The organism is Maricaulis maris (assembly GCF_049116555.1).
Classification (GTDB): Bacteria; Pseudomonadota; Alphaproteobacteria; order Caulobacterales; family Maricaulaceae; genus Maricaulis; species Maricaulis maris_C.
In genome coordinates, this window is sequence record NZ_JAGDYT010000015.1 from 1 (window position 1) to 14308 (window position 14308).

The following is a 14308-nucleotide window of genomic DNA, read 5'->3' on the forward strand; positions in this document are numbered from 1 at the left end:
CGGTACTGATTTTCCATCAGCTCGCCGACCGAACGCACACGGCGATTGCCGAGATTGTCGATGTCGTCAATTTCACCGCGACCATCGCGCAGACCCACGAGGGTCTTCAGCACGGCCAGGATATCTTCCTTGCGCAGGGTGCGCATGTCGTCCGGCGCATCGAGGTCGAGGCGCATGTTCATTTTCACGCGACCAACGGCCGAGAGATCATAACGCTCCGGATCGAAGAACAGGCCCTGGAACATCGCCTCGGCGGTTTCCGCGGTCGGCGGCTCGCCAGGACGCATGACGCGGTAGATATCCACCAGCGCCTGCTCACGGCTGTCATTCTTGTCGGCGGCCAGGGTCGCACGGATGTACGGGCCAACGCCGGTTGCCGGGTCAATGTCGAGCAGGTTGAGTTCCTTGACGCCGGTATCCTTCAGCGTCTCGAGGATCTCCTCGCTCATTTCATCGCCGGCTTCAGCGAAGATTTCACCGGTTTCCAGATTGACCATGTCCTCGGCCAGGTAACCGCCGAGCAGATGCTCGTCGGAGACCAGCAGAGCGGCCAGACCGTCTTCGGCAAACTTGTTGGCGGCACGGGCGGAGATCTTCTTGCCGGCCGGTGCGATGATATCGCCAGTCTTGGCGTCAACCAGATCGCGCGCCGGCTTCACGCCGCGCCAGCGTTCCTTCACGTAAGGAACAGTCCAGCCCTTCTTGGAGCTCTTGTAGGTGACCGTGGAATAGAAGGTCGAGAGGATCTCTTCCTTGTCCAGGCCGAGCGCATACAGGAGCGTCGTCGCCGGCAGCTTGCGGCGACGGTCGAGGCGCATGTGGACAACGTCCTTGGCGTCGAACTCGAAATCGAGCCAGGAGCCGCGGTACGGTATGATGCGAGCGGCAAACAGATACTTGCCCGAAGCATGGGTCTTGCCACGGTCATGATCGAAGAAGACGCCCGGCGACCGGTGCATCTGGGAGACGATCACGCGCTCTGTGCCGTTGACGACAAAAGTGCCCTTGTCCGTCATGAGCGGGATATCGCCCATGTAGACGTCCTGCTCCTTGATGTCCTTGACCGAGCGAGCGCCCGTTTCCTCGTCAACATCAAACACGATGAGACGCATTTTAACCTTGAGTGGCGCGGCGAACGTCATGTCGCGCTGCTGGCACTCTTCAACGTCGAACTTCGGCGCCTCGAATTCGTAGGACACGAAGTCGAGGACCGCCCGTTCGGCGAAATCCTTGACAGGGAAGACGGACTTGAAGACCGCCTGCATGCCGGTGTCGTCGCGCTCCGCGGCAGGCACCTCTTTCATCAGGAAGTGCTCGTATGAGGACTTCTGGACTTCGATGAGATTCGGCATCGCAACGGTTTCCGGAATACGTCCGAAAGACTTGCGAATCCGCTTTTTGCCGGTGAACGACAGACCCATGTCGGCTCCCTTCGCAGACAGCACTGCGCATTTTGATGCGGGGATCGCCCCCGCGGCGCCGCTCCGATTGGCCCGGATGTTTAACGACCCGGTCCGGTCGACAATCCCGCCTGGAACGACAGCGGCAGGATTGGGTATCCCAGAGACGGGCTAACGGACGCGCAGGAATACCCCACGCGCCCGTAGCACCGTGTCAGTCACGCCGAAGCGAGACTATTTCAGCTCAACGCTGGCGCCAGCGGCTTCCAGCTTGGCTTTGACTTCTTCGGCCTCAGCCTTCGGCGCGGCTTCCTTGACAGCCTTCGGAGCGCCTTCGACCAGGTCCTTGGCTTCTTTCAGGCCGAGACCCGTAATAGCGCGGACTTCCTTGATGACGTTGATTTTCTTGTCACCAGCGCCGGTGAGAACGACGTCAAACTCGTCCTTCTCTTCAGCAGCAGCCGGAGCATCGCCAGCCGGACCGGCAACAGCGACAGCAGCCGCTGCCTTGATGCCTTTTTCTTCGAGAAGATCGTTGAGTTCCTTGGCTTCAAGGATGGTGAGGGCGAGAAGTTCGTCGCAGAGTTTAGCTACATCAGCCATTTGTTCAATTCCTTGCGGTGTTCAAAGTGTCAGTTCGATAGCGGAGAATGACGAAATCAGGCGTCGGCCTTCTCGCGGATGACGTCGATCGCCCCCGCAAGACCTTGACCCGGCGCCATGAGACGCTGGCCAACCTGGGATGCCTGCCCCATGAGGCGGGCGGAGATGGTGGCAATAAGCTCTTCGCGGGACGGCATCTTGGAGAGCGCGTCGATGCCAGCGGCGTCGAACACATCCTCTTCCATGAAACCGCCGAGAATGACGAGCTTCTTGTTATCCTTGGCGTACTCGACCATCACCTTCGGCGCGGCCACAAAGTCTTCCGAGTAAGCGATTGCCACCGGACCCTTGAAAAGGTCAGCAGCACCCTCACCCGGCTTGCCTTGAAGCGCGATTTTGGCGAGGCGGTTACGCACCACCTTGAACGTGCCACCAAGCTCGCGGAGCTTGGAGCGCAGTTCCGTCATTTCCGCAACGGTCATGCCAGAATACTGGGCCATCACCACGGATCCAGCTTCCGAGAAGACGCCATTCAGCTCTTCGACGGTCGCTTCTTTTTGATTTCGATCCATTTTGCGGACTCCCTGTTTGAGCCGTCCACCGTGGACGGCTCGGTGAAAACGCCATCACGACACCTTCCCCTCATCGGGGCGGACGCCATCATGACGCGTCCTGTCCCAGGGCTTGAACCGACAGACCCACAAGGTCAGATCGATCTCGCTCTGTCTCACACAGGGCCCGTATTGGATTAAGGCGGCACCTTTCGGCCCACCCCCTGTGATCTCGGACAGGCCGGCCCAACCCACAAAACGCGTGAATCAGACCGGAACAGCCCGGCCGGATAATCCGGTCCGGGCTGAAACTCAAGTCTTTTACGCCGAAACGGCGGCAGACGTGTCGATTTTTACGCCCGGACCCATCGTCGAAGACAGCGCGATGCGCTTGACGAAGGTACCCTTGGCGCCCGACGGCTTGGCCTTGACGATGGCATCAACCAGCGCACGGACATTCTCGGCCAGGGCCGCTTCGGTGAAGCTCGCCTTGCCGACACCGGCGTGAATGATCCCGGCCTTCTCGACGCGGAATTCAACAGCGCCACCCTTGGAGGCTTCAACAGCCTTGGTGACATCCATCGTGACCGTGCCAACCTTCGGGTTCGGCATCATGCCGCGCGGGCCGAGCACCTTACCGAGACGGCCGACCAGCGGCATCATGTCCGGGGTCGCGATGACCTTGTCGAAATTGATGTTGCCGCCGAGGATTTGTTCCATCAGGTCTTCCGCGCCGACAACGTCAGCACCGGCCTTGGTGGCCTCTTCGGCTTTCGGGCCTTTCGCGAAGACCGCGACCCGGACCGAACGGCCCGTGCCGTTGGGCAGGTTGCAGACGCCACGGACCATCTGGTCCGCATGGCGCGGGTCGACACCCAGATTCATGGCCAGTTCGATGGTCTCATCAAACTTCGCCTTGGCATTGGTTTTCACGTGAGCGACGGCATCGTCGATCGAGTACAGCGTGTCGCGATCAAAGGTCTCGCGCGCAGCTGAAATGCGTTTTCCGAGTTTAGCCATGATCTTACTCCGTCACCTGCAGGCCCATGGAACGGGCGGAACCGGCGATGATCTTCGTCGCCTGGTCGAGGTCGTTCGCATTGAGGTCGGCGAATTTCGCTTCAGCAATCTCGCGGCACTGGGCCAGCGAAACCGTGCCGGCGATCGACTGGCTCGGCGTGCTCGAACCCTTGGCGACCTTGGCGGCCTTCTTCAGGTAGAAGCTCGCCGGCGGTGTCGCGATGGCGAAGGTGAAGGACTTGTCCGAAAAGACCGTGATGGTGGTCGGGATCGGCATCCCTTTTTCCATCTCCTGGGTCTTCGCGTTGAAGGCCTTACAGAATTCCATGATGTTCACGCCGCGCTGACCCAGGGCCGGGCCGATCGGCGGGGACGGGTTAGCAGCGCCCGCGGGCACTTGCAGCTTGATATAGCCGTCAATTTTCTTGGCCATGTTCCCACTCCATTAAAAAGGCGCGCCCTTCGCGCCTTCGGGGTTTGCGGTACGACCCGGCATGGACTTGGCGCCGGCATCTCCCGCAGATTGACGCCTAGGCCGTTTTCTCGACCTGGGCGTATTCCAGTTCGACCGGGGTCGCCCGGCCGAAAATATTGATGGCAACCTTCAGGCGGCCATGCTCGTCGTCCACTTCCTCGACAACACCGTTGAAGCTCTGGAAGTGACCATCGATGACATTGACGGTCTCGCCGATCTCGTAGCTGACGGTCGGACGCGGGCGTTCCGCATCCTCTTCCATCTGGCCCAGGATCCGCTTGACCTCGTTTTCGGAAACCGGGATCGGCTTCTTGCCCGAGCCGAGAAAACCGGTGACTTTCGGCGTCGAGGTGACGAGATGATAGGCTTGGTCGGTCATGTCCATCTTCACGAGGACATAGCCGGGGAAGTATTTGCGCTCAGCATTGATCTTGCGACCCTTGCGAACTTCAACCACTTCCTCGGTCGGCACGAGGATTTCCTCGAACTTGTCTTCCAGGCCCTGGATCGAAGCTTCGATACGGATCGCGTCAGCGACCTTCTTCTCGAAGTTCGAATAGGCATGCACGATGTACCACTTGGCAGACATACAGCCTCCTCCTTAGGCGCCGAGAGACAGAATAAACTGGATGCTCGAACTGATCACCCAGTCGACAGCCCAGAAGAAGAGCATGGCAATCACGGACAGGATCAGCACCAGCAGCGTCGAGACCCAGAGTTCACCCCAGGTCGTCCACGTCACCTTGCGCGCTTCCTGGCGCACCTGAGACAAGTACTGGAACGGACCAACACCCTTTTTCTTGGGCGCTGCCGCTTCACCTTTGGCCGGTGTCGTATTCTTCGCGTTCCGCGTCATTCAAGTCCATCTGGCCCGCTCGGGCCCTTTATTCAAGGGGTGGCTGGCATCATGCGCAACCACCTGAAATTCAAAACGGCCTGGCAGGGGCGGAGGGACTCGAACCCCCGACCCTCGGTTTTGGAGACCGATGNNTGCTCTACCAACTGAGCTACACCCCTAGGACCGCGCGCGGAATATCACGGTGACAGCGCCACCGCCACATCCGGAGCGCAGCTGTCTACAATGTGAAGCGGCATAAGAAAACAGCTAAAACGCACATGGGCGCGATTCAGGCGGGTCGGCTCGCCCGAACGATCCAGCCCGCCGGTCGGGTATGGTGGGCCGGTGCAAATTCACCGACCTCAACCCTGTCCAGCCCTGCCGCGGCCAGGCGTGCAGCGAGACCATCCGCGCCGGCCCGGTCGACCGCAGCCTCGGTCATCGTCCGCATGCGCAAGCGGAAGCCCTCCACCGCACTTTCCTGGACGACTGCCCAGCGTTCCAGATCGGCGAGCCGGTAGGCCTGCCAATTGGTCAATGAGCGATTGAGGTCCCGGCATAGCTGCACGACATGATCGCGCGCTGCTCCCGGTCCCGCGGATTCCACGGCGGCCTGGACGGTCTGAAACGCGGCGTCGAAGCGAATCCTGGCCTGCTTCACTCCGGCCGGCAGCTGGGTGGCACCGGCCGTCTTGTGAAGGAGCTTCAGCAATTTGGCAAAGCGGCGCAACAGACGCTGATCGAGCACGTTTGACAGCACACTGACGGCGTCGGAGCACTGGAGGTGGACCACCCCTCCCGTTTGGTGGACCACGGCCTGAACATCGCCCCCCGGCGCCAGAACGCGCGCCATCTCCGAGAAGGCGTCCGGACCGGCATACTCAGCACCGTACTGGCTGACCACGACATCGATCGACGAGTCCGCGATTGGCAGCCGGGCCGCATTTGCGGCCAGCGGCAGGCCCGCCGCGCCGGGCATCCCCTCGCGAGCGATACGCACGGCCGCTTCCGAGTAGTCGCAGCAGATCGGCGCCAACGCCACACCCGCCGCGTCCGCCATGGTCGCGCCTTGCCGGGCGACGACCGCGTCACCACAGGCCAGATCCAGGAAGCGGAGCGGCGATCCCCGCGCGATCAGTGGCGCCAGAAAGCCCTGCCAGACAGTGTGCAGGGCGGCGGCATCCTGCTCGCTCTTCACGACATGAGCGGCCGAGCCTTCATCATTCCAGAAATCGGCCCAAGCGCGTGCGCTGACATGGTGAGCGGAGGAGTATTGCATATTTGTAATAATGGAGCGCCGCGGCCGCAGCGCAAGCCACTATCTGCATCTCGCCTGACACAGGACGCAAAAGAAAAGGGCGGGCCAAACGGCCCGCCCTTCCCTATTCGGTATCTGCTTACGCTTAGAAGCGCAGGCGACCGCCCACGAAGAGGCGACGGCCCAGCGTTTCGTACGTTGCCGGCCAGGTGTTGGCCTGCTCCGACGCCGTGGAACCGAGTTCCGGAACGTCCGTGTCGGTGAAGTTGGTCACACCAACAGTCGCCGTGAAGGCTTCGTTCACGTCATAGGAGAACGTGACGTCGAAGTAGTTCTTCGCGGTGATGTCGTCGGACAGGTCCGAGACGGTCGCAGCCGTGGTGACGTCCGCGTCCAGCGCACCAATGTGACGCCAGCGCAGCGAGGTCGTGAACGGACCCGTGTACCAGGACGTCTGCACCGAGTGCTTGTACTCCGGCGTCGGCTCACCACAGTCCAGACCATAGAGGCCCACACATTCGATGACCGGCGACGAAGCCGACGTGGTGAAGTCAGAGGCCATCATGAAGCCACCATAGTAGGTGACAGCCATGTCGCCGGAAAGACCGATCACGTCAGCGCCAAAACCGTAGTCGACGCGGAGGTCGACACCTTCAACGGCCAGCGTGGCAACGTTGATCGGCGACAGGTTCGGCAGGAAGCCGTTGGCACCCATCTCACCCGTAGCCGGGTTACGAGACGGAGTAGCGGCACCAGCCGGGTAGAGCGTGTCACACGATGCCTGAATGCCAGTCAGGTGACATTCGTTCAGCAGCGTCTGAAGCGGAACCGTGGAAATCGCGTCTTCGATCTCGATATTGTAGTAATCGAGCTGGACGGTCAGACCTTCGATCATGTTCGGCTCGATGACTGCACCAATGGTGTAGGTGTCAGCCGTCTCAGCACCCAGGCCGGTGTTACCACCGAACAGGGCTTCCATCTGGGCATTGCCCTGGAACGGAGCGCCAAGCTGGCCAGCCGGCACGCCGGCGGCAAGACAGGTGGCGTCGATCGTGGCGGCCGAGTAGCTACCATTGGCGCCGCCGGAGCAGGGGTCACCCGCGCCCGGGAAGCCGTTGGTGAACGGAGCGAACAGGTCGTTCACGTTCGGTGCACGGACAGCACGGTTGAAGTTACCACGCAGGCGGACCTGGTCGTTGATCTGCCAGCCAAGGCCAACAGCGAAGGTCTCGGTGTTGCCAACCGTGTTGTACTCAGACGTACGGAAAGCAAGGTTTGCGCTGAGGGACTCGATCATCGCCTTACCGGTGATGAGCGGGATCTCGGCTTCTGCGAAGAACTCGTAGACGTCAACCACGCCTGCAACCGGCAGGGAGGAGTTGAAGCCACGAACGTCCGGGCCAAGCACGGAGTCAGGGATCGATTCAGCGGAAGCTTCACGATACTCGACACCGAGGACAAGAGCCGGAGCGTATTCAGCCGTCGGCAGCTGGAACATCGGCAGTTCGCCGTTGACCGTAGCAACCGTCTGGAACAGCTCGACATTGTCGATCTGAGCGCCGGTACGGGAGATGTAATCAACACCATCCTGCGACAGCGAGTTCGGGCCGTTCACGAGGTCGGCGTAAGGCACACCCGAGCAGCCCGGCAGGGCCTGGTCCCAACAGGTCACAGCCTGCTGAAGGGCCGAAACCGAGATGTTACCGGTCTGGATCTGGGAGATGGACGAGCGCGAGTAGTTCGCGAACACGTCGTAAGCCCAGTTCTCGTTGATGTCGCCACGAGCACCGAAGACGAGCTGGAAGGAGCTCGTGTCACGCAGCGAGTTACGCGTACCGATTTCCTGGTAGCGACGGCTCGTGCGAACGGTGGCCGTACCGTCACCATTGTTGGAAGCCGGATCGTTCGTCATCAGGGCCAGAAGGTCGGCCGGGATGTTCGGATCAGCAAGGTCATAGGTCAGCGTCACACCGGCCGGCGTCGGAGCCAGCTGGGAGTCGACGACGTTGTTGGCATACACGCCACGACCGTACAGCTCGAGATGCTCATTCACTTCATAGGTCGCGAAGGCCGAGAAGTTGTAGCGCTCTTGCGGCAGCTGCAGGTAGTTGGACGGCGCGTAGTTATACGTGTCGTTCGGCGAACCAAAGCGCATCGGCGCAATGCCGCTACCCGTGTTGAAGAAACCGGAGCAGGTGTTGGTGGCGCAAAGCGGGTCAGCGGCAACCAGGCCGGCACCGAAAGCGCCGAAGTTGGAAGACGTCGCACCGCGGAAACGCGTGCCCGGAATGTTCGAGGAACCACCGGCGATGAAACCGTCAGCGGCATTGCCGGGGCCCGGATCCCAATTGGTCAGGGAGGAGAAGTCACGGTCGCCCTGGAAGACGGCCTGACGATTCGTGTAGCCCATGGAGATGACAGCGTTACCCCGACCATCGTCGAAGTTGCCGCCCATCGTGATGGACAGGGTCGTGATTTCGCCATCGAGGTCACCCAGCGAGGTTTCCTGCGACGCGTTGATCTCAACGCCTTCGAAGTCGTCCTTCATGATGAAGTTGACAACACCGGCAACAGCGTCCGAGCCGTAAACGGCCGAAGCACCACCGGTCACGATGTCGACAGACTCGACAAGCGCGGACGGGATGTTGTTGAGGTCGACGACCTGGTTCGGGCCGGCGCCGACGAAGCGCATGCCGTCAACGAGGACGAGCGTACGGGTCGTGCCGAGGCCGCGAAGGCTGACCGTTGCCGTACCGTTACCCGGGTTGTTCGACGTGGAGTCAAACGCCGGAACAACTTGCGGCAGCGTGTTGATGAAGTCTTCGGTGTTGACCGTGTTCACAACGGCCAGCTGCTCAGCCGACACATTCGTGATCGGGCTCGGCGCCACCGTATCGGTGCGCTGGATGCGCGAACCGGTTACGACGACGACGTCATCGTCTTGCGCTACAGCGGGAGCCGCGACGGCCAGACCGCTGATCAGCGTGCTTGCCATCAGGCAAGTCTTCAAGGACTTGGATCTCACTCTATATCCCTCCGAGTAAGGTATACGGAAAGGGACCCCCGCTCAGCTTCAGAAGTTCGCGAGCACCCCCTCAAATCGGATCGCCGTGAAGCTTTCCATTTTTGCAAGGTACGTCTGCGATTTCGGAAGGGTCAATGACATCTCACCGTCACAAACGGTCTTTGCGATACACTGTTGCAGCTTTGCCGCAGACTTATAACGCTAACAAGTTGCCGACCCGAACCAGTTGTCTGCCCCCGCGGCACAATGCTCAGTACGGCAACAAGTCGAAGGGCGCTGTAATCCGCAGCTCGTCACTCTCGAACGGCTCGACCCCGTGCCAGAAAAACGACGGGAAAAAGATCGCGCACCCGGGTTCGGGCATGACATAGCGTTCTGCCGGAAGCGCCAATCCAGGCAGGCCCGGCACACCGAGGCGCAGCCAGCCGGCTCGCTCGCCGGCCATCACACTTTCGGGAACTTTCACGTAGTAGCTGGCGCTGATCCAGCCGGCCGGATGGACGTGGTCGACATGCCCGCCCCCCGATTTCAGCCGCACAGACCAGGCACCGGCCAGTTTTCCACGACCGGTATTGCGCGTCAGGAAGGGATGAGATGGATCATCGGGCAGCTCGGCGAGATATTTGCGGGACAAGGCCTCCAGCGCCACCGCCAGATCCCGAATCACCGGGTCATCGCTGTTCCAGAGCCTGCCCGCCGATTGCGTGCCGCCGAACAGGGTCTGTTCCAGCGGCGCGGCGCCGTCGGCGTGAAGGCGCTCGATACTGGTCGCCAGCGCCGCGTTGAACGCCGCCAGCGTCTCATAGCCCGGCGGGGTGTCGATCAGCATTTTGCGCGCAAAGACGTCATAATCGCACAGCTGCGCATAGCGCGGGTCACCGGTCTGGCGCCAGGCCACCGATTGCAGCGCAAGATGCTTCTGCAAATGCGCCGCCGGAGCATCGCAATCAAGCACCGCTGCCGCGCCGGACCAGTCCTCATTGACCAGGAGCGCCTCCGCCAGGACATGCCGCGCCGCCCAGTCCTCCCCCTGGCTGGCCCGGAATGCCAGACGGGCATCCGCCAGCGCGCCGGCAGGGTCGCCGGTCCGCAATCCCAACTCACTCCGCACCATCGCCGCCTGTACGCCATCGGGGTCACGCGCCAGGGCCGCGTCTGCAGCGGCCCGAGCAGCGACCGGCTGACCTGACCGCAACAGGACGCGGGCCAGGACCTCACTCAATCGCGGGTCGCCAGTCGCGGCAATCGCCTGTTGTAGTGTGACCAAGGCTGATGCCCCCTGCCCGGCTTCGACGCGCAGGCCAACCAGATCGGCGTGATAGCCCGGGTCCTGAGGCGACAGTGACAGAGCCTTCAGATAGGCCGTGTCCGCCCCGTCGATATCAAGCCGGGTCCGAAGACTGTGAGCCAGCTGGGCATGGGCCTCGGCCATGTTCGGTGCCAGCGCACACGCCTGGCGCAAATCCGCACAGGATTCGTCCAGCTCGCCGGTCTCGCGAAGCAGCGCGCCCCGATTGATGCGCGGCAGAACCGCATTCGGGTCCGCCTCGAGGGCCTGGTCGAAGGCCTTCCGGGCCGCGTCCGGTTCGCCGGCGCGCCGTTCCAGATTGCCCAACGCGTTCAGCGCCACCACCTGACCCGGCTGCCGCGCAAGCACGTCCACAATCGCCGCACGCCCAGCCGCGAAATCATCAGTCTGGGAGAGGGTCAACGCCAGGTTCAGGCGGGCATCGGCAAAGCCGGGCGCAGCCTCCAGCGCATCGCGATAGGCCGCGATGGCTGCATCCAGCCGTCCAGCCCTCTGGTGGTGATTGCCGAGATTGTTGAGAACCGCATGAGATTGCGGATGGTGCGTGCGAGCGGCGCCGAAATCCGTCAACGCGCCGGCATCATCGCCTGCCCGGCCACGTGCCATCGCCCGCAACATGAGCGCGTCAGGCTGATTGGGCGCCTCAGACAAGACCTGGTCGAGCAGCGGCAATGCCTCGCCGAAGCGACCGGCCTGCAGCAGGCCAGCGGCGCGCTGCAGGGTCGCCATCATGATCCGGACCGCTCACCGCGACCGAAGAGACGCTGCCACAACCCGCCGGATTTCGCTGACGGTTCGCCGGGCGACGATGCCGCTGGACCGCCCTCGACCGAACCCGGCAATCGGGCCTCCCCGTCTTCACCGGCCGCCAGCCAGGCACCTGTTTCGGGATTGACCCCCAGCGCCTCGACGGCGGGGTCGAACCCGCCAAGCCATTCAAGATACGGCGTCGTTGAATCGAGATGGTCCGCGGATGGCGGGCGGCGGACCTGCATCGCGCTGAACGTCATGATCTGGCGGTCCTGCTTGTAGAACTCCAGGCATTTATCGTCCCAGGGCAGACCGATCCGTGCGAACAGGCCCCGGAGGGCAGCCTCAAACGACGTCACCAACGTCTCATACTGTATCGGCGTGACGGTTCGCGGGTAGGTATGCCGCCAATGGTCACACAGGCGCGCCTGCTCGGCGTAGTAATGGCAGATATCGTCCAGCGAATGTGCAAACGGCCATTGCCGGGTGAAATTGCGCCGGAAGATCGAGAAGGCGGTTTCCAGCGGACGGCGGCGAATATGGATGACCGGTGCGTTCGGGAAGAGCTGCCGGATCAGGCCGACCGACTGGAAATTGCTGGGCTGTTTGTCGGTGACCCATTGGGCGCCGTCCAGCCCGTATTCGCCGAGCTGTTTGACATAGACGGCCCGCCACTCGGCCAGCTTCGCATCCGGGATGCGGCCGCCCTGCCAGTTGTTCTCTTCGGCCCAGCTTTCAAATTTCTCGAGAATGAAGGGCAAGGCCGGCAATTCGCCCGACGGCTCTACCGCATCATGGGCGGAGATCGCCGCTTCCAGCAGCGTCGTGCCCGACCGGGGCATGCCGACGATGAAGATCGGCGTCGGCCCCGGGCCTGCCACGCCGACAGCTTCCGTACCGTCGAACCGGTCCGACAGGCGCGCGATGCGGGCCTCCTGGGCTTCCCGATCATAGCCCGACTCCAGCTTGCCATTGTGCTGCAGCCACTTCGCCTCATTGGCGAGCGTCCAAGTTGCAAAAGCGTCTTCGCGGCGCTTGCGCCGGTGATAGACATCGCCCAGAGCGAACAAGGAAATCGCCCGGCGATCGGCGGGCAATTCGTGATCTTCGCGGGCCGCCTCGAGGACGGCCAGTTCCGAGTCCTCGACACGCCCACCGGTCGTTTCGGCGAGGAAGGCGCAGGCATCGAGATGCCCGGGATGGGCCGCCAGGATGCGACGGCAATACGTCTCCACTTCGTCAACACGGCCCGCGAAATTACCGATTCGGGCCAGACCGAACAGCGCGTCCGCCGAATTGGGGTCCACTTCCAGAGCCGCCATGAAAGCCTCACGGGCAGTGTCCGTGTCACGCGCACCAAGATAGAGCCGCCCCAGCGCGGCGAGCGAACCCGGGTCAGAGCCACGCTCCGCCACCACCGGTCGGAAAATCTCGATGGCCCGGCGGTAATAGCCCAGCTGGGACAGGGCCTGAGCCAGAGCCCCCCGCGCATCATTGTCGTTCGGGACGATATCCAGCCAGTCCTGGGCGACATCCCGCAGAAGTGGCCAGTCCGCCCGGTTACGCGCAACCGCTGCCCGGATGGCCAGGCCTTCCGCCGGCAGGGCACCGCCAAAAGCCGTCCTTGTAATATTCAGCGCGGCTTCAGCCGCATCGGTCCGGCCGAGGCGCAGTTCCAGGCCCGCCAATCGCAAGGCGACACTGGCCCGGGCCGGATGGTCATCCTCGGCCTTCAGCGCCTTGTCGAAACACTCTGCAGCCAAGGCCAGATTACCGCCAATTCCCGCGAGATCACCGAGACGTCCCCAGATATCAAACCGCGTCGCATCACACTCGCTCGCGCGCCGGGCCGCGTCGAGCGCCGCCTTGGCATTCCCTTCGGTCTCGAATTGCACCGAGCGATACAGCTGGACCGAGGCGTTATTGCCGTCGGCGGCTTCGGCCTTGTCGAGCCATGTCCGCCCCGCTGCAGCATTCCCGCACTCGATGTCGCAAATCCCCAGCAAGCCCATCGCCTCTGCGTCGTCAGCGCGCTCTTCCAGCACCGCATGACACAGCGCACGAGCCTGGTCGAAAGCGTCCTGCAGGCGCAGTTCGCGGGCTTGGGCCAGTCTGGGGTCCGTGACCATCAGGCCGCACCACCGGAGGCCGGGTCATTGCGGAACCAGCCGGTGATCTGGTAGCGGGCATCCCCTGCGAAGGGCGAGACCGGGCTGACCGAGTGCAGCCGGCGACCGTCAAAGATCGACAGCATGTTGAAACGCGGGAGGAAAGCACGCGAGACGTCCATTCCCTCCTCGATCAGCATCAAGAGCCCGCCCCAGTCCGGCTGCCAATTGCGCGTGAAGCCGAATGTATAGGCGGCCACACGTTCCTGGTCATGGCCCTCATCGACATGCCGGGTCAGGAAGTGGCCGCGTGTATAGCGGGTCGCCTGGGCGTCGGCCTTGGTCACGACGGGCGCGCCGGTGACAATCTGCCCGAAATCCAGGAATTCACGTGAATTCAGGAATTCCGTGACCTGATGGATCGGATGACCCGGGTCCCAGTGCGAGGTGTAGGCCTGGATCATTGGATAGCTGTCATAGAGATAGCCGTAATTCTTCCGGGCCCGCTGCATGACGCCTCCGATCGCAGCGGACACGGCCTCACGCCCCATGCGCTGGACATCCTGCTGGGTCAGCTGAACGACGATCTCCTCCCCGTCCCCCGAAGGTCCGGGCTCAGGAAAGACAAGGCGCCAGGTAAGCGTGTCACGCATGATACCGCTGACCTGTTCGGCCAGGGCCGGTTCCAGAATATCCGGGATCTGGACCAGTGGGTTCTTGGCGTATTGGCGCGCCCATTCTTGCGGATCCAGCGCCGGATTGAGGCGAAGATTGAGCGGTTCGGCCATGGGTTCACACCAGCTGTAACAAACGGAGTGAAAACACCTATCCAGCCGATCCGGGCCTGTCCAGACGAGCCGTCAGCCGAGCCGGCCGGCAACCGCCAAAAGAAAACGGCGCACTCCGGGTGGAGCGCGCCGCATTCATGTGTCGATGTCGCGTGCGACTATTCGATGATCTTTGACACGACG

General features: G+C 62.4%; 11 protein-coding genes, 1 tRNA gene and 1 pseudogene. All 13 read right to left on the reverse strand.

The features are described 5' to 3' along the window. A pseudogene (locus tag JXQ94_RS13835) lies at positions 1-1421 on the reverse strand (DNA-directed RNA polymerase subunit beta); the annotation flags it as partial. A 213-nt stretch (positions 1422-1634) separates the two neighbouring features. Further along, the gene (gene rplL, locus JXQ94_RS13840) at positions 1635-2003 is read right to left on the reverse strand and encodes a 50S ribosomal protein L7/L12 (protein WP_421924379.1); all 369 of its coding nucleotides are present in this window, start codon (positions 2001-2003) and stop codon (positions 1635-1637) included. A 56-nt stretch (positions 2004-2059) separates the two neighbouring features. Then, positions 2060-2575, reverse strand: a complete 516-nt coding sequence (gene rplJ, locus JXQ94_RS13845; protein WP_295695876.1) for a 50S ribosomal protein L10 — start codon at positions 2573-2575, stop codon at positions 2060-2062. Positions 2576-2875: 300 nt separating this feature from the next. Next, the gene (gene rplA / locus JXQ94_RS13850; RefSeq protein WP_421924380.1) at positions 2876-3574 is read right to left on the reverse strand and encodes a 50S ribosomal protein L1; all 699 of its coding nucleotides are present in this window, start codon (positions 3572-3574) and stop codon (positions 2876-2878) included. 4 nt (positions 3575-3578) lie between these two features. Further along, complete coding sequence (rplK, locus tag JXQ94_RS13855; RefSeq protein WP_295695880.1) at positions 3579-4007, reverse strand: 50S ribosomal protein L11; 429 nt, start codon at positions 4005-4007, stop codon at positions 3579-3581. A gap of 97 nt (positions 4008-4104) precedes the next feature. Then, positions 4105-4638: a transcription termination/antitermination protein NusG gene (gene nusG, locus JXQ94_RS13860; protein ID WP_421924381.1), complete on the reverse strand. Its 534-nt coding sequence runs from the start codon at positions 4636-4638 to the stop codon at positions 4105-4107. 12 nt (positions 4639-4650) lie between these two features. After that, entirely contained in the window at positions 4651-4905 is a 255-nt protein-coding gene (gene secE, locus JXQ94_RS13865; protein ID WP_295695883.1) for a preprotein translocase subunit SecE, read from the reverse strand. 81 nt (positions 4906-4986) lie between these two features. After that, positions 4987-5066, reverse strand: a tRNA-Trp gene (locus JXQ94_RS13870). Between the two features lie 110 nt (positions 5067-5176). Further along, positions 5177-6166: a class I SAM-dependent methyltransferase gene (locus tag JXQ94_RS13875; RefSeq protein ID WP_421924382.1), complete on the reverse strand. Its 990-nt coding sequence runs from the start codon at positions 6164-6166 to the stop codon at positions 5177-5179. A 124-nt stretch (positions 6167-6290) separates the two neighbouring features. Further along, entirely contained in the window at positions 6291-9140 is a 2850-nt protein-coding gene (locus JXQ94_RS13880) for a TonB-dependent receptor domain-containing protein (RefSeq protein WP_421924383.1), read from the reverse strand. A 280-nt stretch (positions 9141-9420) separates the two neighbouring features. Beyond that, on the reverse strand, positions 9421-11211 hold the full coding sequence (locus JXQ94_RS13885) for a tetratricopeptide repeat protein (protein WP_421924384.1): 1791 nt from the start codon (positions 11209-11211) through the stop codon (positions 9421-9423). Continuing rightward, positions 11208-13358: a sulfotransferase gene (locus JXQ94_RS13890; protein ID WP_421924385.1), complete on the reverse strand. Its 2151-nt coding sequence runs from the start codon at positions 13356-13358 to the stop codon at positions 11208-11210. Before JXQ94_RS13890 ends, JXQ94_RS13885 begins: the two co-directional genes overlap by 4 nt. Next, on the reverse strand, positions 13358-14125 hold the full coding sequence (locus JXQ94_RS13895) for a 2OG-Fe(II) oxygenase (RefSeq protein WP_421924386.1): 768 nt from the start codon (positions 14123-14125) through the stop codon (positions 13358-13360). Before JXQ94_RS13895 ends, JXQ94_RS13890 begins: the two co-directional genes overlap by 1 nt. Positions 14126-14308 lie beyond the last annotated feature (183 nt).

Bases quoted from the DNA above. Each gene is read 5' to 3' on its own strand.
- rplL (WP_421924379.1), bottom strand. From the start codon at position 2,003: ATGGCTGATGTAGCTAAACTCTGCGACGAACTTCTCGCCCTCACCATC.
- rplJ (WP_295695876.1), bottom strand. From the start codon at position 2,575: ATGGATCGAAATCAAAAAGAAGCGACCGTCGAAGAGCTGAATGGCGTC.
- rplA (WP_421924380.1), bottom strand. From the start codon at position 3,574: ATGGCTAAACTCGGAAAACGCATTTCAGCTGCGCGCGAGACCTTTGAT.
- rplK (WP_295695880.1), bottom strand. From the start codon at position 4,007: ATGGCCAAGAAAATTGACGGCTATATCAAGCTGCAAGTGCCCGCGGGC.
- nusG (WP_421924381.1), bottom strand. From the start codon at position 4,638: ATGTCTGCCAAGTGGTACATCGTGCATGCCTATTCGAACTTCGAGAAG.
- secE (WP_295695883.1), bottom strand. From the start codon at position 4,905: ATGACGCGGAACGCGAAGAATACGACACCGGCCAAAGGTGAAGCGGCA.
- JXQ94_RS13875 (WP_421924382.1), bottom strand. From the start codon at position 6,166: ATGCAATACTCCTCCGCTCACCATGTCAGCGCACGCGCTTGGGCCGAT.
- JXQ94_RS13880 (WP_421924383.1), bottom strand. From the start codon at position 9,140: ATGGCAAGCACGCTGATCAGCGGTCTGGCCGTCGCGGCTCCCGCTGTA.
- JXQ94_RS13885 (WP_421924384.1), bottom strand. From the start codon at position 11,211: ATGATGGCGACCCTGCAGCGCGCCGCTGGCCTGCTGCAGGCCGGTCGC.
- JXQ94_RS13890 (WP_421924385.1), bottom strand. From the start codon at position 13,358: ATGGTCACGGACCCCAGACTGGCCCAAGCCCGCGAACTGCGCCTGCAG.
- JXQ94_RS13895 (WP_421924386.1), bottom strand. From the start codon at position 14,125: ATGGCCGAACCGCTCAATCTTCGCCTCAATCCGGCGCTGGATCCGCAA.